Below are 20442 nucleotides of genomic sequence, written 5' to 3' on the forward strand. Positions count from 1 at the left end.
AGTCGTGGCACATCTGAGCCATGGCGACGCAGCTCAAGTCGGTATCACCGACGAACGACCCGCTGGAGAACATGAGCCTCCCCGGATGGCTCTATTACGATCCGGAATTCTTCGAAGCCGAAAAGCGCGCCTTCCTGCGGGCATCGCCGCAAGTCGTCTGTCACGAGAGCGAGATCGCGGAACCGGGCGAGTGGCGCACGCTGGAGTATCTTGGCGAGAGCATCATCGTCATTCGCGGCGACGACCGTCAGATCCGCGCCTTCTCGAATGTGTGCCGCCACCGCGGTTCGCGGCTCGTCGACGGAACCGGTGGCTGCTCGAAGGTTCTGACTTGTCCCTATCACGCGTGGAGCTTTTCACGTGACGGGCGGCTTGTGGGCGTTCCGCACCGGCAGGAATATCCGGGCTTGCAAACGGATCAGCTCAGCCTGTTCCCCGTCTCACTGGAGAACTGGCGCGGGTTCCTGTTCGTCACGCTCGAGCCCGGGGTCCCATCGGTAGCCGAAATCATGGCTCCGTACGAGCAAGAGATCGAGCCGTACCGTTTCGAGGAGCTGCGCCCGCTTCAGCAGGTCAGGCTCCGCCCCCGCGCGCTCAACTGGAAGACGATCTCCGACAATTATTCGGATCACCTGCATATCCCTGTCGGCCATCCCGGCCTGACCCGCCTGTTTGGACGCAGCTACCGGATCGAAGCACAGAATTGGGTCGACAAAATGGAGGGCGACCTCGTCGAAAAAGTCTCGGCCAATCCATCGGAGCGTGTCTATCAGCATCACTTGCCGAGGGTGGATCACCTGCCGGAAAGCCACCAGCGCAAGTGGCTGTATTACAAACTTTTCCCGAACGTCGCGTTCGATATCTACCCGGACCAGGTCGACTTCATGCAGTTCCTGCCGGTCAGTGCCACTGAGAGCGTCATTCGGGAGATCAGCTACGGCCTTCCCGACGACCGCCGCGAGATGAAGGCGGTCCGCTACCTCAACTGGCGCATCAATCGGCGAGTGAACGCCGAGGATACCGAGCTGATCACTCGCGTGCAGCTCGGCATGCAATCGCCCGCCTACGTCGCCGGTCCGCTAGGAACGAGCGAGGTTTGCCTTCGCAGTTTCGCCAAGAAGCTCAGGCGGATGATCCCGGAGGCGCGGCAGGAATCGCCTCCCCCAGAGGGATGGAGCCGCCGCGCGAATTGAGCCGATGCATGACCGCCCGGATCGCAAGACCGGCGGCCAAGAGCACAAGGCACCAGAGGTTCGCTTCGAGACCGACGCCGTAAGCTGCGAATAGGACGAACACGAGCGCGACGCCGACGATCAGCCGGGAACCGGTGTTGGGGTTCGCCTTCCAGGCTGCGAGAGCGCCGACGGCGTAGAGCGGCAGGATCCCCGCTGCCGGCAGCAAGATGATGAAGGTGAAGAGGCTTGCGGTCGCGCGGCTGCTGTTGGCGAGCAAGAGTAGGATCATCAGGATTGCGACGACGACCTGGGCAGCAACCGGCGTTCCTGCGCCATGCGTCCTCGCCAGCGAGGCTGGAAGGTCGCCGCGCAAGGCCAGCGAGTAGGTCAATTCCCCGGTGCCGAGGATCAGTCCGTTGAGGCACCCGAACGCACTCACCGCAATCGTCAGTGCGGCCAGCGATGCGGCGACATTGCCCCACCGGGACACCAGCACATCGGCGTATGGCGCAGGCGAGTTGACGATGACGTTCGCTGGCAGGAGCAGCAGGATGGCGGTCCCCGCCGCCATGTAGAGGACGACGACGAAGACCGTCCCACGGAAGATTGCGCGGGGCAGTGTACGCTCTGCGTCCCGGACCTTGCCCACCGGCGCCGTCGCATTCTCGAACCCCGTGAGCGCGTAGAACGTCAGGGCCGTAGCGGCAGCCACGTTCGCGAAGGTGATCGGCGTTGGTGTAAGCTGTTCGAAGGGAACTGGACCTGACCCGCGCTCCGCAAACAGCCAGACCACTGCCAACAGTGGCAGCACCTTGATCGCCACGGTCAGGATTGACAGGCCGCCTGCTGCGCGAACTCCGAATGCATTCACGATGGTCAGGACGACGACGCAGAGAATGGCCAGCGGCACGACCGACTGACTCGCGTTGAACGGCGCACCGACGAAGGACAATGCGGCTGCGGCGCCCACTGCCAGCGACGCGCCGGCGACCCAGTTCGAAAACCAGAAAGACCAGGCGACGAGGAAAGCGACGGTCGGTCCGAACTCGCGCTCGATGTTGGCCTGGATTCCGTCTCCGCCGAGCCGGGATACCTGTGCAAGAGCTAACGCGATGCAAAGGATGCCGATACCGCTGATCGGCCAGGCCCAAAGGGCATTAGGACCCAGCGGCGCCAGGCTGACCGGGAGCATGAAAATGCCGGCCCCGATGACGGTCCCGACCACCAGGGCCGACGTCATCCAGATGCCCATTTTGCCTTCGTCGCTGTCTGCCATCGTTCTGCTCCCCCGCAGTTTCGATTGACGCGGACGCTACAGACGCAGACTTTCACTCGCGCTCGGACTTGAGCGCCTCATCAGGAGATAGACAGGAACTCCGGTGGCCAGCAGTGCTGCGCCCCACATGGTCGCTTCGGCACCGGCGCCATAGAATGTCCACAAGGCATAGGTGGCGCCGACTAGAGCCGTGAAGGTTACCGCGGCGCCCTTCGCTTTACCCTGCTTGATCAATGCCAGCATCGTCACCGCGCCGGCGAGATAGAGAACGAGAGTGGCCACCGTCGCCAGAAGGACGATGAAGGAGTAAATCTCGATCATTCCGCCGCTCAGGTTGGTGGCAATCAGGGCGACGCTCAGCGTGCAGCCGACCAGTTGGGCATAGACCGGCATGCCCTTGTTGTTCACCCGGGCGAAGAAGCGCGGGAACACGCCCCGCTCCGCCAGCACGAGCAGGACCTCGGCCTGAAGGAACACCCAGCCGTTCAGGGCGCCGAGCGCGCTGATAGCCGCGAAGGCCGCAATGATCTTCCCCGCCTCCGATCCCCAGAAACGGCCAATGAGATCGGCGAGCGGTGCGCTCGACTGCGCTGCGATCTCCGACGGCAGAAGCAAGAAGACCGCAAGCGTGACGAGCACATAGACGACGCCAACGAACAACGTGCCGAACAGGGTCGCGCGAGCGATCGTCCGGCCGGGATCAAGCACACGCCCCGCCGGAATGCATCCGGCCTCGAAGCCCTGCATCGGCCAGAGAGCCAGAGCTGCGGCCCCCGCGATGGCCGCAATGCTGATGGGTGTTGGAGCGATGTTTGCGGCGGTTGCATCGGATCCGTCCCCGGTGCCAAGCACAATCACGGCGACGAAGATTACGGTCAGAAGCGGAATGACCTTGAGGATCGTCGTGACGATCTGGATCGATCCGGACGCCTTGACCCCTCGGAGGGCGATTGCTGTCATCATGATGACCATGCCGATGGCGCAGAGCGGCCCTACGGCCGGCCTGGCGAAGAACTCGGGGGCGAACGGCGACAGGTAACTGATGAGGCCGATGCCGATCCCGGCGTTCGTAACCCATTGCGATATCCAATAAGCCCACATCACGAAGAAGCCCGCCATCGGTCCGAACGCACTGGTGATGTAGTCGTAAGGCCCGCCGGCCTCCGGCATCAGCCGGGCCAGCGACGCGAACACATAGGCGAGGCACAGCGCGCCGCCGATCGTGATCCCCCAGCCGTAAAGCGCATTCCAGCCGAACGGTGCGAGCGCGGCCGGGATCAGGAAGATGCCCGTTCCGATGGTGTTGCCGATGACCAGGGCGAGGCAGGTCCAAAGGCCGATCTGGCGCGGCGGGGCCTTGATCTCGTGAGTCATCGGGGCACAGGTGTTGCAGCTTCACGGCCCCTGTGCAATCGGCGCTGCCTTCGGTCAGAACGGGGCAGAAATGCGCGCATTCCTTTTTCCAGGTCAGGGCAGCCAGGCGGTTGGCATGGGCGACGCGCTCGCCGGCGCGAGCAGGGCAGCGCGCGACGTTCTTGAGGAGGTCGACGAAGCGCTCGGCCAGAACCTTTCGCGGCTGATGCGCGAAGGGCCTGAGGACGAGCTGAAGCTCACCGAGAACGCGCAGCCGGCGATCATGGCGAACTCGATGGCGGTGTTCGCGGCACTGACCAAGGAAGGCAGCGTCGATCTTGCGAAGGCGGCGAATTTCGTCGCCGGCACAGCCTCGGAGAATATTCCGCACTCTGTGCTGCTGGCGCCTTCGATCTTTCGACAACCGCGAAATTGCTCAAGCTGCGCGGCCAGGCGATGCAGCAGGCGGTTCCAGTCGGCCAGGGCGCAATGGCTGCGCTGCTGGGTGCAGACCTTGAGCTCGCGCGTCGCATTGCGGACGCCGCTGCTCAGGGCGAAGTCTGCACCGTCGCCAACGACAATGACCCGAGCCAGGTCGTCATCTCCGGTCACAAAGGCGCGATCGACCGGGCGATCGAGATCGCGAAGGAGATGGGTGCCAAGCGTGCCATCGCCCTCCCCGTCTCCGCGCCGTTCCATTGCCCATTGATGCAGCCAGCCGCCGACGCGATGCAGGATGCGCTGAGCTATGTGGTGGTGGGCGATCTTGCCGTACCGGTCTTTGCCAACGTCACCGCGCAGGCTGAAAACGATCCGGACACGATCCGCAACCTTCTGGTCGAGCAGGTCACGGGAATGGTCCGTTGGCGCGAAAGCGTACTCAACATGGGCGAGACCGGCGTCGTCGAATTCGTGGAGCTCGGCGGGAAGGTGCTTGGCCCGATGGTCAAGCGCATCCTGCCCGATGCCAAGGTGACAAGCGTCGTGTCGATCGAAGATATCGAAGCGCTCGCGAAGGAGATTGCATGATGTTCGACCTGACCGGCATGACCGCGCTGGTGACCGGCGCTTCGGGTGGCCTCGGCAGCTCCATCGCCAAGGCCCTTTCGGCGCAAGGTGCGCGCCTCGCGGTGTCGGGCAGCAATGTCGAGAAGCTTGAGAGTTTTCGAGCCAGTCTCGGTGGCGATCACGTCGCCCTACCTTGCAATCTTTCGGACGGCGCGGCGGTCGACCAGCTCGTACCGCAGGCGGTAGAAGCGCTCGGAAAGCTCGACATCCTCGTCAACAATGCCGGCGTGACCAAAGACAATCTCCTCATGCGGATGAAGGACGAGGAGTTCGAGGACGTGATCCGCATCAACCTCGAAGCAGCGTTCCGCCTGATGCGTGCAGCCGCCAAGCCGATGATGAAGGCCCGCTTCGGACGGATCATCTCGATCACTTCGGTCGTCGGAGTGACCGGCAACCCGGGTCAGGCAAACTATGTCGCATCCAAGGCCGGCCTGATCGGAATGACGAAATCCGTGGCCCAGGAACTCGCCAGCCGGGGCATCACCGTGAACGCAATCGCCCCGGGGTTCATGACGTCCGCGATGACCGACGCGCTCAACGACCAGCAACGTGAGGGCATCCTGTCTCGCATTCCGTTGGGCGCGATGGGGACGGGTGACGATATCGGCGCCGCAGTGGTCTATCTCGCGTCCAAGGAAGCCGGATATGTCACGGGCCAGACTCTGAACGTGAACGGCGGGATGGTCATGCTTTGATGGACGGCGCGGCGAACTGAAATCGCCGCGACGATCAGGGCGGCGCCAGTCCGAGCGGTATCAGTGTCCATTCGCCCACCTGCCGCGCCACCAACGGCGTGAACCAGGCGAACAGCATCAGGCTTTTCTCCCACGACAAATAACCGTTGGCCCGGCCATGCCTCCACAGCCAGGCCAAAGCGGGGAGAAGCACGACTGCGTCGTAATCCAGCACGTAGGGCGTCGACAGCAACGTCGCGGCGCAGACGAGCGCATTGCGTAGATCCGCGTCTGCCTTGCGGCACGTCAGGACGACCACTGCGGTGATTGAAGCGATGGTCGCGGCCAACTGCACAGCATAGCTCATCGTTAGGCCGCCACCCCACATCCTTACGGTCGCGAAGGGGCTCATGATCTTATGCCAGCCGGTCACGCCCTGCTCGATCACGACTGCGCGGGTCAGTGGAAGGCTGTCAAAGAAGGCCTGCCAGACGGGCAGCCCCCACACGAGCAGAGTTGCCGCGACCAGAATTGCCGCCGACAGGAAGGCCCCTGCGATCGCCCGCCAGTTGCGGTCGGCCAAGAGCAGCGCCGGGATGATCAGGGCAAGCTGCGGCTTGTAGATCAGGCAGCCAAAGAGGATCCCAGCAAGGAACGGTCGCCGGTCCATCAACGCCAGGCCTCCGCCCAGCAGAAGTGCGGTCAGGAAGCCGTTGTGACCATGAGTGAGGCAGATGAGCGCCACTGGCGCGCCGAGCGTGAGCAACAGCGTCTCCCGGCGTGGCAGCAGCCGCCATATCATCACCGTCAGCGGCGCAAGTGTCGAAATCTGCCAGGCGATCAGCGCCGGCACGTACGGAAGCGTCGCCAGCGCCGTGGCAATCAGCAGGAACGGTGGCGGATAATGCCACCCGAACACATCTACCTCCTCGCGTCCGTGAACGGCCCGCTGAACCGCGAAGTGTTCAGGCCAGGACCAAACGAACGGCGCCTTGCCATCGAGCACCATGCGGCCGGCTGTCCAGACGTTCGAGAAGTCGGTTCCAGGCGGCCGACCGAGGGCGTCGAGCGTTCCGTCCGCCGTCGCAAAGAGCCAGACAATACAAAGGATTGAGATAGCCAAAGTGACGGTCGAGACGGCGCGCACTCGCTCCGCCGAAACCACTCGGCCGCTTGCCAGCAATTCCACGCAACGCAACTCCGGCTCAATACATCCGAAACCGAGCGGCCGATCCTTAGAGGAACAATCCTTGTCGTTCCCTAAACGCCACCTATATCGCCCTCGAAATCAACATTTCGGCTGCCTGGTTCGGGGCCGAGAGGGCTTTGAAGAGAGGGACTAGATATGGCCAAAGTCATTGGCATCGACTTGGGCACGACCAACAGCTGCGTTGCTGTCATGGAAGGCGGCAAGCCCAAGGTCATCGAGAATAGCGAAGGCGCGCGCACGACCCCGTCGGTCGTCGCGTTCACCAAGGAAGGTGAGCGCCTCGTTGGACAGCCTGCGAAGCGACAGGCGGTCACAAATCCGGACAACACGATTTTCGCGGTGAAGCGCCTGATCGGCCGCCGCTTCGACGATCCGATCACCAAGAAGGATACGGAGCTCGTCCCCTACAAGATCGTCAAGGGCAACAATGGCGACGCATGGGTCCAGGCCGGCGGCAAGGATTATTCCCCGTCGCAGGTTTCCGCCTTCATTCTGCAGAAGATGAAGGAAACCGCCGAGGCGTATCTTGGCGAGACCGTCACCCAGGCGGTCATCACCGTTCCCGCATACTTCAACGACGCGCAGCGGCAGGCGACCAAGGACGCCGGCCAGATCGCGGGCCTTGAAGTGCTGCGTATCATCAACGAGCCGACCGCGGCCGCGCTCGCCTATGGCCTCGAGAAGGAAGAGGGCAAGACGATTGCCGTCTACGATCTCGGCGGCGGCACGTTCGACGTCTCGGTCCTCGAGATCGGCGACGGCGTGTTCGAGGTGAAGTCGACCAACGGCGACACCTTCCTCGGCGGCGAAGATTTCGACGCTCGCATCGTCAATTTCCTGGCGGACAAGTTCAAGCAGAAGGAAAATATCGACCTTCGCACCGACCGCCTCGCTCTGCAGCGCCTCAAGGAAGCTGCCGAGAAGGCGAAGATCGAGCTGTCCTCGGCCCAGACGACCGAGATCAACCAGCCGTTCATCACGGCCCGCATGGAAGGCGGCGCAACGACCCCGCTCCACCTCGTGGAGACGATCACCCGCGCCGATCTCGAAAAGCTGGTCGACGACCTCATCCAGCGCACCATCGAACCGTGCAAGAAGGCGCTCAAGGACGCCGGGCTCGACGCCAAGGATATCGCGGACGTCGTTCTCGTTGGCGGTATGACCCGCATGCCGCGCGTGCGTGAGAAGGTGAAGGAATTCTTCGGCCGCGAACCGCACACCGGCGTGAACCCGGACGAAGTCGTCGCCATGGGCGCGGCGATCCAGGCCGGCGTCCTTCAGGGCGACGTCAAGGACGTGCTCCTGCTCGACGTGACCCCGCTGTCGCTGGGCATCGAGACGCTGGGCGGCGTGTTCACTCGCATGATCGACCGCAACACGACGATCCCAACCAAGAAGTCGCAGACTTTCTCGACCGCCGAGGACAATCAGAACGCGGTGACCATCCGCGTTTTCCAGGGCGAGCGCGAAATGGCTGCCGACAACAAGGTGCTCGGCCAGTTCGACCTGGTCGGAATTCCGCCTGCTCCGCGCGGCGTGCCGCAGATCGAGGTCACGTTCGACATCGACGCCAACGGCATCGTGCACGTGACGGCGAAGGACAAGGGCACCGGTAAGGAACAGCAGATTCGCATCCAGGCGTCTGGTGGCCTGTCGGATTCCGACATCGAGAAGATGGTTCAGGAAGCCGAGCAGTTCGCCGAGGACGACAAGAAGCGTCGCGGTGCGGCCGAGGCCAAGAACCAGGCCGAAAGCCTCATCCACTCGACTGAGCAGCAGCTCAAGGAGCATGGCGACAAGGTCGACGAGGCTACACGGACCGAAATCGAGACTGCGCTCGCCGAAGCCAAGACTGCGGTTGAAGGCGGCGATGCCGACCAGATGACGCAGAAGACGCAGGCGCTCGCGCAGGCGGCGATGAAGCTCGGCGAGGCCATGTACAAGGCCCAGCAGGAGCAGGCCGGTACCGCCACCGGTGAAGCCGGTGCGGAAGGCACTTCGTCGCAGCCCGACGAAGACGTCGTCGATGCGGAATTCTCCGAGGTCGACGACGAGAACAAGGGCTAAGGGCGATGCCGGCTGTGACCCAGCCGGCGTCAGCCGCGCGTACCGGGGCGTGTAAGTGGTGGATCAGGATTATTACGACGTTCTTGGCGTGCAGCGTGGCGCGGACCCTGAGACGATCAAGGCCGCCTATCGCAAGCTCGCCAAGGAGCATCATCCTGATCGCCACAACGGCTGCGCGGACCGGGAAGCGCATTTCAAGGCGATCAACGAAGCCTATGATTGCCTGAAGGACCCACAAAAGCGCGCCGCCTACGACCGGTTCGGAAAAGCGGCGTTCCAGAACGGTGGCGGTGGCGATCCGTTCGGGGTGCCGGCGGGTTCGAAAGCTTCTCCGACATCTTCTCGTCGATCTTCGGAGAGTTTGCAGACCGCGCGGGCGGGCAGCAAAACCCGGCGCGCGGCGCGGACCTTCGCTACGATCTGGAAATGTCGCTGGAGGACGCGTTTGGCGGCACTGAAGCCACGATCTCCATCGAAGCGATGGCCCAGTGCGAAAACTGCGAGGGCCGCGGCTGCAATTCCGAAGATTGCGCGAGGACCTGCAACACCTGCGGCGGTCACGGCCGGGTTCGTGCTCAGCAAGGCTTCTTCATGGTCGAGCGGGGCTGCCCCAACTGCCGTGGCAGCGGCCAGGTGATCGCCGATCCGTGCCACAATTGCGAAGGCGAAGGCCGCGCGCTCAAGCGCCGCAAGCTGACCGTCAACATCCCGGCCGGCGTCGACGAAGGCACTCGCATCCGTGTTGCCGGTGAAGGTGAAGCGGGTGTGCGCAATGCGCCCGGCGGCGATCTCTACATCTTCGTCCACATGAAGCGCCACCCGGTCTACGCCCGCGAAGGCACAACTTTGATCGCGGAATGCCCGGTGACCTTCACGACAGCGGCCCTCGGGGAGCCATCGACCTGCCCGGCATCGACGGCAAGACGATCGAACTCAAGATCCCCGCCGGCATCCAGTCCGGCGAGCAGCTTCGTCAGCGCGGAGCAGGTATGAGCGTTCTTAACGGACGTGGACGCGGCGATTTGGTCGCGCGCGTGCTGGTCGAGACCCCGACACGGCTCAACTCCAAGCAGAAGAAGATCCTCGAGGAGTTCCGCGAGACCGAAACCGGCGACGAATGCCCCGCTTCGAAGGGCTTCTTCAGCCGGATCCGCGACATGCTCTAGAGGATTTCGGGCAACCGCCTCGACAGGATCCCCAAGGTATAGGGCTTCTGAATTACCGGACGGTCGATGAGGCGGTCTGGAAGCCGTGCCTGCTCGCCATAGCCTGTCGCAAAGAGGAACGGGATTTCCAACGTTGCCAACCGATCGGCAATGGAAAAGCTGGTCGTGTCACCGAGATTGATGTCGAGGACCGCGATGTCCGGCCGCTCGAGTTCGATCGCCGCGATCGCTCCGGGAACCGTCGCCTCTGTCGCCACCTTCTTCGCACCCAGGCGGCGAAGGACATCCTCGGCGTCGAGTGCGATGATCAGGCTGTCTTCCACCAGGAGCACGGATTTACCGGCAATCAACTGCGGGTCGAAGTCTGTCGACGTGATTGCAATATCCGGATGCGGAGCGCGGACCCTCGTCTCGCCATTCTCTTCTGGCTTAACGACATGCTTGGCCGGAATCACGAAACGGGCGCGGAAGCCCTCGGGCGGAAATTGGATCTCCGCGCTTCCGCCCAGATCATAGGATACGCTGTGCTGGATGATCGTCGATCCAAACCCCTTTCGGGTTGGTTCGACCACCGGAGGTCCACCGACCTCAACCCAGTCGATGACAAGCGAGTTCGCTTTGTCGCGCGCCCAGCTCACATTCACGTCACCGTTGTCGCTGAGGCTTCCATACTTGGCGCTGTTGGTGACGAGTTCGTGAATAACGAGCGCCATCGAAGAATAGGCCTGAGGGTTGAGCTGAGCCGGCTCACCCTCCAGGTGGATGCGCTGCTTCTTGTCGCTGACAAATGCGGCGACTTCCGCATCGAATAATGCGCGGAGCGGCGCAGGGCCCCAGCGATCATCAGTGATCTGATTATGTGCTCGCGCAAGGGCATGGATGCGCTGATCAATGGTCTTCGCGAAGTCCTCGATATTGCCTTCAAGGCCGGGCCGCGACTGGCGGATGAGCCCACGTATCAACGATAGAATGTTCCGAACGCGGTGATTCAGCTCCGCAATCAACAGCTCCTGCCGCTCGTTTGCCTCACGGCGATGCACGCTGGCCTCGTCGGCCATTCGCAGCACGACCTCGAGCAAGGTTGCCCGAAGTGTCTCAGCCACCCGGAGCTCCGGCGTCGTGAACTTGTTCGACCGGCCGCGAACCAGCTCCTTCCACTCTTCGAAGCTTTCGCGCGGCGTCAGGCGCGGACCGTTCGGACCGAACTCGACCGGCTTGTGCGGGTCGCCGGCCCAGCGCACCGACCGCACCTTTTCCTGCCGGAACAGGACGACATAATCCCTCGGCGACCGGCTGATCGGGATGGCGAGCATTCCCGCTGCCTGGTCCATGTAGCGCTCGGCGTCGGGCACCAGGTCGCCGATGTGGTCGGTGGCGTAGATCTTTTGCGCGGCGGCGCCGTTCAGCGCATTGATGATGTCCGCGAACCCCCGCGTATCGGGGTCGATCCGGCGAACGCGTAATTGCCGTTGAGCCAGATGCCGACGCCGTCGGCCGGGATCGCCTCGTTCATGATGTCGTTGAGGATCATCGGATCGCCAAGCAGGGACTCGTCCGAGGCGATGATGCTCAGCAGGCGATCGGAGATGTCCCGTGCGCGATGTTCATATTCGACCATCGCCTTCCGCTCGCGAGACTCGATCCGCATCGCGAACATCTGGGCGAACAGCTCGGCGACCGAACGCCGCTCGAAGCTGGGGCAGCGCGGGCTGTAGTGGTGACACGCCACCAAGCCCCACAACTCACCCTCGACGATGATCGAAATCGACATGGACGCGCGCACGCCCATGTTTCGCAGATATTCGATGTGGATCGGTGAGACGGTTCGGAGGACCGACAATGAGAGGTCGAGCGGCTCCTTGCGCTCGTTGAGCGCAGGCACGATCGGGACCGGCTCGCTGTCGATGTCGGTGATCACGCGCAGCAAGTTGCGCTTGTAGAGCTCGCGCGCCTGCTTCGGGATGTCGCTGGCCGGGTAATGCAGGCCGAGAAAGCTGCCAATGCCAGGCTTGGCCGTTTCCGCGACCACCGCACCGGACCCAGTCTCGTCGAACTGGTAGACCATCACCCGGTCGAAGCCTGTCAGGGCGCGGACCTGCCGTGCGCCTTCGTTGAAGAAACGTTCGATCGTCGGTGCGTTGTCGAGACGCGCGATCATCCCCCGGACGGTACCCGTGGCGTCGCCATAGGCATGATCGCTCGACGGCTCGCCCTCGATGATGATCAGTCCCTCGATCATATGGACGGCGACGTCGAACAAACGGCTTTCGGGGAATAGGCTGCAGCGGAAGATGCGTTCGGACGCGTCCGGGCTGCGCAGAAGCGACAGCCGGTTGCGGATGGCGTGGATTGCGTCCGGCGACAGCAGGGTCGATGCCGGCTTGCCGATGACATCCTTCGGCTCGCGGTCGAAGAAGTCGGCAAAATTCGCGGAGACCCGTGAAACCATCCAGTCGCTGCTCAGTGCAAGCAGGAACCCGATCGGCTGGATCGCTCCGATGAAGTGGATCGGTTCCCGGTCGCAATTCGTCAGGTCGACCGCTTGCGACGGGTCAGTCCGGTTGGTGCTCAAATTGACGCCCTTGCCTACAAATTCTCGAAACAGGCGAAGGTGTTAAGCGCACTGACCCCGGCCCGATGAAGAACAACGCTGCCGTAGAGATTCCGTTCAAGTTCCGCAACGAAAGCCGCCCAAGACCCCTTGGGTGACGGGCTAAGGAAGCTTTTCGGCAGGTGCTCTCCGACATCCTTCCGGAGCACCGCGCCCCCCAGCCGCGAGCCTTCGAGGACGTAGAGTCCGCCCCAGATGGAGGCTTCGTCAGCGTAGTCCGGAGCGCGTGCGCGAGTTGGCAAGGGCCGGCTCAAAGCGGCGAGATCAGCCCTGAGGGCATCGGAGCGCCGGCGCTGCGGCCAGTCCTGAAGCAGTCTGGCCGCACCCGCTTTCTCCAGCGCCTCCTCGATCGGAAGGAAGGCGGCCGCCTGCGCCGCCAGAAAATCCGCGTAGGAGCGGTCATCCGACAGATCGAATGCGGAGAAAAGTGCGTCTACCCGGTCATGGCCGGCCTGGTGATGGAACGCAGATACGAACGCGCGCTCAATCGCTGGCGCCTCCAAAGACGCGGGAGAAGATCGTGTCGACTTCCTTCAGGTGGTAATCGAGGTTGAAGAGGCCTTCCAACTGTTCGGAAGTCAGCTTCGCAGTGACGTCCGGGTCGTCCTTGAGGAGCTGGAGCAGCGAAAGCTGTCCGTCGGACTCCCAGACCTTCATCGCGTTGCGCTGGACGAGCGAATAGGAGTCCTCGCGGCTCATGCCGGCCTGGGTGAGCGCCAGCAGCACGCGCTGCGAATGGATCAGCCCGCCCATGCGATTGAGGTTCTTTTCCATCCGCTCGGGATAGACGAGCAGTTTGTCGACCACGCCAGTCAGCCGCGCCAGGGCAAAATCCAGCGTGATCGTCGCGTCAGGACCGATGAAGCGCTCGACCGAAGAATGCGAGATGTCCCGCTCGTGCCAGAGCGCCACATTCTCCATCGCCGGAACGACGGCGCTGCGGACGACGCGCGCGAGGCCGGTAAGATTCTCGGTGAGCACCGGGTTCCGCTTGTGCGGCATCGCCGAGCTGCCCTTCTGGCCGGGCGAGAAATATTCCTCCGCTTCGAGCACCTCGGTGCGCTGGAGATGGCGGATCTCGGTTGCCAGCCGCTCGATCGAGGACGCGATCACGCCCAAGGTCGCGAAGAACATGGCGTGACGGTCGCGCGGGATCACCTGGGTCGAAATGGGCTCCGGCGTCAGGCCCAGCTCCTTGGCGACATGGGCTTCGATCTCCGGCCGGACATTGGCAAACGTCCCTACGGCTCCCGAAATCGCACAGGTCGCGACGTCATCGCGCGCAGCGACCAGGCGAGCGCGGCTGCGATCGAACTCGGCATAGGCCTGCGCCAGCTTCAGCCCGAACGTGGTCGGTTCGGCATGGATGCCATGGCTACGGCCGATGGTCGGCGTCAGTTTATGCTCGAACGCACGCGTCTTCAGCGCCTCGAGCAATTTGTCGAGATCGGCGATCAGCAGGTCCGCGGCCTGTTTCAGCTGCACCGCGAGGGCCGTGTCCAGAACGTCGGAGCTCGTCATACCCTGGTGCAGCCAGCGCCGCTCCGGCCCGAGCTTCTCGCCGGCCCAGGTGAGGAAGGCGATCACGTCATGCTTGGTAACCGCTTCGATCGCGTCGATGGCGGGAACGTCGATCTCGCCGAGAACGTCACTGTCGTACGCCTTGCGGATCGTCGCGGCATCCTCGGCCGCGATCATCCCCACCTGCCCCATCGCCTCCGCCGCAAACACTTCGATCGCGAACCAGATGCGATAGCGGTTTTCGGCCGACCAGATGGCCGTCATCTCGGGGCGGGAATAGCGGGGAACCATGCGCCGGGCGGCTAGCAGGGATGCCGCGATGCATCAAATCGCATTCGGACGAGGAACGCGGGATGTTTAGGGCCGTTTCCGAAAGAGCGTCTGGAGGACCCCGTATCATGACTCGTCAAGCCACGCTTTTTCGTATGGTCCTGCCGGATCACACATGCCCGTACGGTGTTCGTGCCAAGGAGATGCTCGAAGCGTGCGGGTTCCAGGTGGACGATCGCATCCTGAGGAGCCGCGAGGAGGTGGAAACCTTCAAGGCTGAGAACAACCTGGCCACTACCCCATTCATTCTGATCGACGACCAACCGATCGGCGGAACAGAAGAGCTGGAGCGCTACCTCGCGACGACCTGATCGGAAGTCACATCAGGCCCATCGTCCGCAAGCTCGACTGTCCCCGGGTCCCGACGATCACATGATCGTGCACCGTGACCTTCATGTGCCGTCCCGCCTCCATCAGCTCTCTGGTCAACTTGATATCGGCCTGGCTTGGCGTCGGATCGCCGCTGGGGTGATTGTGGACGATGATGATCGCGGTTGCTCCGTGAGCCATTGCCCGCTTCATGACCTCGCGTACGTGCATCGAGGCCTCGTCGACCGATCCGCGCCACATCGCCTCGTTGGCAATCAGGATGTTCTTGGCGTTGAGAAAAAGGACTCGCACCTCTTCCACCGGCGAATGGGCCATCGCCGCTCGCAGATAGTCCTGCAACGCGTCCCAGCTCGACAGGACCGGCCGGTCTTCGAGGCGAGCCTCTAGAAGGCGATGCGCGGTCGCCTCCGCGATCTTGAGGGCGGCAACGACGCCGTCGCTCAGTCCCTCCCGCTTCAGGCTCTCGGGATCGGCAGAAAGCAAAGGCCCGATGCCGCCGAATTGCGCGATCAGCGCTTTCGCCTGCGCCTTGGTGTCGCGGCGCGGGATGGCAAGCGCCAACAAATATTCGACGAGCTCGTGATCCAGCAGGGCCTTCGGCCCGCCGTCGAACAGGCGCTGGCGAAGGCGGGCGCGGTGCCCTGACGCGTTACCCGGAACATACTCCATCCCGCACCGACGCTAGGCGACAAAGGTCACCGCTTGCAACGCCGGGTTCATGTCGCCAACGGAACGGGCCGTAGCGGGAGGGTTTCTAAGAGCCGATGGCAGCAATGCGGAGCGATGACGGCGATTCTCCCGGCGGCACACGTGTCGAGCGCCGGCGCGGCTGGCGCCGGGTCGCCGCGATCGCCCTCGCCGCTTTCCTCGTCCTGCTGACGATCGCGGTCGCCGGCGTCTGGATTGCCCGCAAGCCGATCGCGACCGAAGTTCTCGAGGACCAGTTCGAGAAGCGCGGCGTCAAGGCGACCTATCACCTCGACCGCGTAGGACTACGCACCGAGCAGGTTAGCAACCTCGTCATTGGCGATCCCAAGAACCCGGATCTCACCGCCCGCTTCGCGCAGATCCAGGTACGCTGGACGCTAACCGGGAGCGTCAGCGTCTATCGCATCGTCGCACGCGGCGTCCGCCTGCGGGCAAGGTCGTCAACGGCAAGGTCGATTGGGGCGATGTCAGCAAGATGCTGCCGGCGCCGAGCGGAGAGCCGTTCGCACTTCCCAACGTCGTGCTCGATATCGCGGACAGCAGCATCGCTCTCCAAACTCCGATGGGCCCGGTGGGGTTCGCGTTGGCGGAACCGGCAACTTGACGGGCGGCTTCAAGGGCAATGTCGCGGCGATCAGTCCACGGATCGACATGGGCAAGTGCAGCCTCGACGGCATGCGCGCCTACACCGCGGTTCGGGTGGTCGCCCGCCGGCCTCATGTCGAAGGGCCCTTCGTGGCCGAACGGTTCACTTGCCCCAGCAGTAACCTGCTGATGCAGCGGCCCCGCTTCGAATTGAAAAGCATCTTCAGCGAGAGTTTCACCGCCTTCGACGGCAGTGCCCGCGTGACGACGCAAAGCATCGTTGCCGGCGCGAATGGACTCGCGGCGATGACCGGCAACGTCACTTTCACGGGTACGCCTACCGCCGCTTACGGAAAGATCGATGCGTCCGCCCAGCGTTCGCGGCTCGGGCCCATTTATGCCGACCGCACCCGGATTGATGGCAAATATCTGATCGGCGCCTCCGCCGGCACGCTGTCACTGGTGTCCAACTATTCCGCCGATGGCGCCGCGCTTGATCGTTCGGTTCTGGCAAGTGTCGTCGACCCGCTGGCCGCGGCCAAGGACACACCGATCGGTCCGATTGCAGTCTCGATCAGCAACGGCATCGCCAAGGCGTCACAGTCGTTCAACGCGTCGGGCTCGATTCGGATGGTGAACTATCCCGGCGGAGGTGCCGCCCGCATCGAGACCGCGAACGTCCAGGCTCCGACAGGCGCCCGCGCTCAGGTCTCCGGCGGTGACGGAGTCACATATTACTGGCCGTCGGGACGCCTGCGCATCGATGGTCTGATCAAGATGGCCGGTGGCGGCCTTCCCGACGGCCAGGTGCTCCTGCGCCAGCCACGCAGCGGGGCACCGATGACCGGCATGGCGCGCTTCGCCCCCTACCAGGCGGGGCATCGCGGCTCGCGCTCGATCCGATCCGGTTCCAGGCCAGCGCCAGCGGGGCCACCGATTTCAGCACCGTTGCGCTTCTCGACGGACCGTTCCCCGACGGCCGGGTCCAGGCCTTCCGCCTGCCGCTCAACGGGACGCTTGGCCCAGCGGGGGCGTTCACTGTCGGCCGCGGCTGCATCGTTACCAGCTGGCGGCTGTTCCGAATGCGGGAAATCGAGTTTGGGCCGACGAGGCTGCCCGTCTGCGCGATCGGCGCGGCGATCGTTTCCCAGCCCGCAGAAGGCGACCTGCGCATCGCAGCAAGACTCAGTAAGCCACAGCTCGCGGGGCGGCTGGGCAAGTCCCCGCTTCAGCTCCGGGCCGACACTGCCCAAATCATCGGCCAGCAGTTCTCGGCCGCCGATCTGGGCGTCCGCATCGGCCGGTCCGAGGCGCCATTCGCGTTCGACGCGGCCAACCTCAAGGGACGTTCGGCGGCAGCGGGATCAGCGGCACCTTCGCCGGCGGCCGCTCGACGATCGGGACGGTGCCGCTGGTGCTGAGCGACGCGGATGGCAAATGGCGCTTCTTCAAGAACGACCTGACAGTCAGCGGCGCCCTCAACCTCTCGGATCGGGATCCGACCCCGCGTTTCTACACCCTACGAAGCAACGACTTCCGCGTGACCTTGTCCGGAGACGACATCCGTGCCGGCGGAACCCTGGTGCATCCGGACAGCGGGACGAAGGTCACCGACGTCACCATTCGCCACTCGCTCGCCAGCGATAGCGGCCAGGCCGTTCTCGATGTTCCCGGGATCGCCTTCAACGAAGGCCTGCAGCCGGAAGAGCTGACACGGCTGACGGAAGGCGTGATCGCCCTCGTTCAGGGCACGGTTCGCGGTCGCGGCGAGATCAACTGGAATGGCGACGGCAAGGTCACCTCGACCGGCGAATTCTCCACCGCGAACATGGACCTCGCCGCTCCCTTCGGGCCAGTCACCGGCCTGTCCACGACGGGGCATTTCACCGACCTGCTGGGTCTCGTCACCGCCCGGGCCAGACCGCGACGGTGGCGACGGTCAACCCGGGTATCCTCGTGGAGAACGGGGTCATCAAATACCAGCTGCTGCCCGACCAGCTAGTGAAGGTCGAGCGCGGCGAATGGCCGTTCATGGGCGGCCGCCTCATCCTTCATGAAACGATTCTCAACTTCGGCCGGCCCAGTCCGAAGCGCCTGACGTTCGAGGTCGAAGGCTTCGACGCCAAGCAGTTCATCGACAGCTTCGGGTTCGAAGGGATCACCATCACCGGAACCTTCGACGGCGTGCTGCCGATGATTTTCGACGAGAACGGCGGTCGGGTTGTCGGCGGCCGGCTGCATTCGCGGCCGCCGGGCGGGACTTCACCTACAATGGGACCAAGCCCGACGCGGGCATCGCGGTCGGCCTGGCCTTCGACCTGCTGAGCAACCTGAAGTATCACGAAATGACGATCCGCCTCGATGGCGATCTTGCCGGCGAATTTGCTTCGAGGTTCGAGATTGGCGAGGTGTCGCTTGGCAACCGCGGTGGCTTTGCTGCCGGTCTCGTTCGCAACGCCTTCAAGAAGGTGCCGCTGAAGGTGAATCTCAGCGTCCACGGGCCGTTCCGCGCGCTGATCCAGATGGCCAAGGGCTTCAAGGACCCGAAAGACGTCATCGCGCCGGTACTCCCTTTCCCGCTCGATACGCCCGGCCTCGCGACCGAGACCCGCGTCATCCGCAAGGAAGAAGAGCAGCAATCCAATGTCCCACCGATCAAGGACCAGGTGGATGTGTCTACAACCCCAGAGCCAAGCGAGTGAGCCGATGATGAAATACCGGAGATCGATCCCAAGGCTGAGTGCGGGCGCCCTGATGGCGATATCGCTGGCGGGCTGCGTGACGGTGAAGACGCCTGACAAACCGATCGAAATCAACCTCAACGTCGAGATCCGGCAGGAGGTGCTCGTCCGGCTTCAGCAGGACGCACAGCAACTCATTCAGCAAAACCCGGATGCCTTCCCGCAAACGCCGAAGCAATAAGATGCGCGATCTGAAATTCCTGGCCGTCGCGGCCTTCGCAGCGGCAGTTCCGGCGGTTGCCCCTGCGCAGCAGGGCTATGCCGAGTTGGCGGCTGCCCGCCGCGCGGGGCAGGTCGGTGAGCGCTACGACGGATATCTGGGGATCGCGTCCCAGCCGGCGCCGGTAGTCGTCAGGCAGGTCAATGCCATCAACATTCGACGTCGATCGCTCTACGTCGACCTGGGCCGACGTCGCGGGGTGACGCCGCAGGTCGCAGGGCTCGCGACCGGATGCGAACTTCTGACCCGCGTGCAGGTTGGCGAGGCCTATCTGCTTCAGGACGGTGTCTGGCGCCGGCGCCAGCCCGGCCAGGTCATCGCCCAGCCGAGCTATTGCGGCTAGTTCACTCCACCGGAGGCCGGGGCTCGAACGAAGACCGATACTCGGGCTTGAGGCGGTCGATCATCGTTGCTGTGATGGGAAGCGTTATCTCGTAGTCCCCTTCAGCGTAGGGACCGGCGACATACTGATCGGCGATCACCGTGATGTGATCGAACCGGCCATTCTTGTCCGTGTCGGTGACGAGGACTGTAAGCTCCTTCCATTCCGGGCAATTGCCGAACAGGTCGTCAGGCTTCACCGGCTCCTCGCGCCTTTTCTCACGCTCTCGATTGAGGAGGATGCAGAACGGCTGCCGGATCGCTCCGGTCCAGCTCTGCCCCGGCTGGAGCAGGTCCTGGATCGAGATTTCGCGCTTCAGCTCGCGGTCCCACAGCAAGGAACCCGAACCGCTCGACCCGTGCGCTCCACCCGTGAAGGCGTAGACGTTGCTCTCGAGGCTGAGCAGCCGCTCCGACTGGCCCTCGGTCTCATAATGCTTCTGGGTCTCGTGGGCGTGGTAGTCGTAGCCGTCCTTCAGCCGGCCATCGCGATCTTCCTTGGCGCCCGCGATCAGCTCGGCTTTTGTCTCATCCTTGTCCTTAGTGAAGCGCGCCACGAGTTCGGGTACCGCGGAAGCTTCCGCCGGCCAGCTGTAGGCGAAACTGTAGAGGCTGGTTTCCTCCTCGACCTTGAACGGCTTGGCGGCGGGCACGATTGGCTGCGGCGACGAACGGACCTGCTGGCTGGAGGCAGGCCGCGCCCTGTTCTCCTCAACAGACGAAGGCGCTGACTGCTGGCCGCAGGCCGCTAGCGCGACGAGCATTATGACGCTGGCTCTCATGCCGTCGAGTGTACACATTGCAGCGTTGGCTGACAGGGCTTCGCGGCGGTTGACTTGGCCCGCCCCCTTCATAAAGGAGCGGCGCCTAGGCGGCCTTGGTCGCCGCCATGTTTCTCGCCCTTTGAACACCCCAATCATGGCGGGCGACGCACAGGGAAAGATCATGGCGACGGACGAGACCGGGCAGGACCAAAAGCTTCCACCAGATGCAAGGCTCGATTCGCTCGAACAGCGGCTCGAC

18 protein-coding genes and 3 pseudogenes are annotated in these 20442 nt (G+C 63.6%); 12 read left to right on the plus strand and 9 right to left on the minus strand.

Features of this window, described 5'->3' with window-relative positions; all coding sequences use genetic code 11:
* Positions 1-20 precede the first annotated feature (20 nt).
* Positions 21-1193: an aromatic ring-hydroxylating oxygenase subunit alpha gene (locus tag H9L15_RS12925; protein ID WP_187714351.1), complete on the plus strand. Its 1173-nt coding sequence runs from the start codon at positions 21-23 to the stop codon at positions 1191-1193.
* On the opposite strand, the gene H9L15_RS12930 is transcribed toward H9L15_RS12925, so the two are convergent.
* Together H9L15_RS12930 and H9L15_RS12935 are read right to left on the minus strand one after the other, a co-directional pair.
* Entirely contained in the window at positions 1123-2451 is a 1329-nt protein-coding gene (locus tag H9L15_RS12930; protein WP_187714352.1) for an APC family permease, read from the minus strand. The genes H9L15_RS12925 and H9L15_RS12930 overlap by 71 nt on opposite strands.
* Positions 2452-2487: 36 nt before the next feature.
* On the minus strand, positions 2488-3825 hold the full coding sequence (locus H9L15_RS12935) for an APC family permease (RefSeq protein WP_187714353.1): 1338 nt from the start codon (positions 3823-3825) through the stop codon (positions 2488-2490).
* 70 nt (positions 3826-3895) lie between these two features.
* On the opposite strand from H9L15_RS12935, the pseudogene fabD reads away from it, so the two are divergent.
* Positions 3896-4833 (plus strand): annotated as a pseudogene (fabD, locus tag H9L15_RS12940) (ACP S-malonyltransferase).
* Entirely contained in the window at positions 4833-5570 is a 738-nt protein-coding gene (gene fabG / locus H9L15_RS12945) for a 3-oxoacyl-[acyl-carrier-protein] reductase (protein ID WP_187715906.1), read from the plus strand. The pseudogene fabD and the gene fabG overlap by 1 nt, the downstream one beginning before the upstream one ends.
* A 34-nt stretch (positions 5571-5604) precedes the next feature.
* On the opposite strand, the gene H9L15_RS12950 is transcribed toward fabG, so the two are convergent.
* On the minus strand, positions 5605-6738 hold the full coding sequence (locus tag H9L15_RS12950; protein ID WP_223276257.1) for a glycosyltransferase family 87 protein: 1134 nt from the start codon (positions 6736-6738) through the stop codon (positions 5605-5607).
* Between the two features lie 156 nt (positions 6739-6894).
* Here H9L15_RS12950 and dnaK point away from each other — a divergent pair, with 156 nt between their 5' ends.
* Together dnaK and dnaJ are read left to right on the plus strand one after the other, a co-directional pair.
* Positions 6895-8826 carry a molecular chaperone DnaK gene (gene dnaK / locus H9L15_RS12955; protein WP_187714354.1) on the plus strand — a complete coding sequence of 644 codons (1932 nt, stop codon included), beginning with the start codon at positions 6895-6897 and terminating at the stop codon, positions 8824-8826.
* Between the two features lie 55 nt (positions 8827-8881).
* Positions 8882-9992, plus strand: a pseudogene (gene dnaJ, locus H9L15_RS12960) (molecular chaperone DnaJ).
* On the opposite strand, the gene H9L15_RS19865 reads toward dnaJ, so the two are convergent.
* Genes H9L15_RS19865 through purB form a run of 4 tightly spaced genes read right to left on the minus strand, consistent with a single transcriptional unit; the run spans position 9989 to position 14415 of the window.
* Positions 9989-11470, minus strand: a complete 1482-nt coding sequence (locus tag H9L15_RS19865) for an HWE histidine kinase domain-containing protein (protein ID WP_317617649.1) — start codon at positions 11468-11470, stop codon at positions 9989-9991. The pseudogene dnaJ and the gene H9L15_RS19865 overlap by 4 nt on opposite strands.
* On the minus strand, positions 11395-12564 hold the full coding sequence (locus H9L15_RS19870; RefSeq protein ID WP_317617530.1) for a GAF domain-containing protein: 1170 nt from the start codon (positions 12562-12564) through the stop codon (positions 11395-11397). The genes H9L15_RS19865 and H9L15_RS19870 overlap by 76 nt, the downstream gene beginning before the upstream one ends.
* Positions 12565-12578: 14 nt before the next feature.
* A complete protein-coding gene (locus H9L15_RS12970; RefSeq protein ID WP_187714355.1) occupies positions 12579-13106 on the minus strand; it encodes a biliverdin-producing heme oxygenase in 528 nt (175 codons plus the stop codon).
* Complete coding sequence (purB, locus tag H9L15_RS12975) at positions 13087-14415, minus strand: adenylosuccinate lyase (protein WP_187714356.1); 1329 nt, start codon at positions 14413-14415, stop codon at positions 13087-13089. The genes H9L15_RS12970 and purB overlap by 20 nt, the downstream gene beginning before the upstream one ends.
* Before the next feature lie 107 nt (positions 14416-14522).
* On the opposite strand from purB, the gene H9L15_RS12980 reads away from it, so the two are divergent.
* On the plus strand, positions 14523-14765 hold the full coding sequence (locus H9L15_RS12980; RefSeq protein ID WP_223276258.1) for a glutaredoxin family protein: 243 nt from the start codon (positions 14523-14525) through the stop codon (positions 14763-14765).
* Positions 14766-14772: 7 nt separating this feature from the next.
* On the opposite strand, the gene radC is transcribed toward H9L15_RS12980, so the two are convergent.
* The gene (gene radC, locus H9L15_RS12985) at positions 14773-15453 is read right to left on the minus strand and encodes a RadC family protein (RefSeq protein WP_187714357.1); all 681 of its coding nucleotides are present in this window, start codon (positions 15451-15453) and stop codon (positions 14773-14775) included.
* 95 nt (positions 15454-15548) lie between these two features.
* Between radC and H9L15_RS12990 the strand changes: the two genes are divergently transcribed.
* From H9L15_RS12990 to H9L15_RS13020, 6 genes and pseudogenes are all read left to right on the plus strand, one after another.
* Entirely contained in the window at positions 15549-16259 is a 711-nt protein-coding gene (locus H9L15_RS12990) for an intermembrane phospholipid transport protein YdbH family protein (RefSeq protein ID WP_187714358.1), read from the plus strand.
* A gap of 900 nt (positions 16260-17159) precedes the next feature.
* A complete protein-coding gene (locus H9L15_RS12995) occupies positions 17160-17498 on the plus strand; it encodes a hypothetical protein (protein WP_187714359.1) in 339 nt (112 codons plus the stop codon).
* Positions 17492-18402 (plus strand): annotated as a pseudogene (locus tag H9L15_RS20760) (intermembrane phospholipid transport protein YdbH family protein). The gene H9L15_RS12995 and the pseudogene H9L15_RS20760 overlap by 7 nt, the downstream one beginning before the upstream one ends.
* A 20-nt stretch (positions 18403-18422) precedes the next feature.
* A complete protein-coding gene (locus H9L15_RS19075; RefSeq protein WP_262984815.1) occupies positions 18423-18779 on the plus strand; it encodes a hypothetical protein in 357 nt (118 codons plus the stop codon).
* Between the two features lie 52 nt (positions 18780-18831).
* Positions 18832-18999 (plus strand): YnbE family lipoprotein, encoded by a 168-nt coding sequence (locus H9L15_RS13015; RefSeq protein ID WP_223276259.1) that lies wholly within the window; start codon positions 18832-18834, stop codon positions 18997-18999.
* Between the two features lies 1 nt (position 19000).
* Positions 19001-19381 (plus strand): YdbL family protein, encoded by a 381-nt coding sequence (locus H9L15_RS13020; RefSeq protein ID WP_187714362.1) that lies wholly within the window; start codon positions 19001-19003, stop codon positions 19379-19381.
* Position 19382: 1 nt separating this feature from the next.
* Here the strand turns inward: H9L15_RS13020 and H9L15_RS13025 are convergent, their stop codons facing one another.
* Positions 19383-20201 carry a PdaC/SigV domain-containing protein gene (locus H9L15_RS13025; RefSeq protein WP_187714363.1) on the minus strand — a complete coding sequence of 273 codons (819 nt, stop codon included), beginning with the start codon at positions 20199-20201 and terminating at the stop codon, positions 19383-19385.
* Positions 20202-20442 lie beyond the last annotated feature (241 nt).

This window comes from Sphingomonas daechungensis (genome assembly GCF_014489495.1).
Taxonomy (GTDB): Bacteria; Pseudomonadota; Alphaproteobacteria; order Sphingomonadales; family Sphingomonadaceae; genus Sphingomicrobium; species Sphingomicrobium daechungense.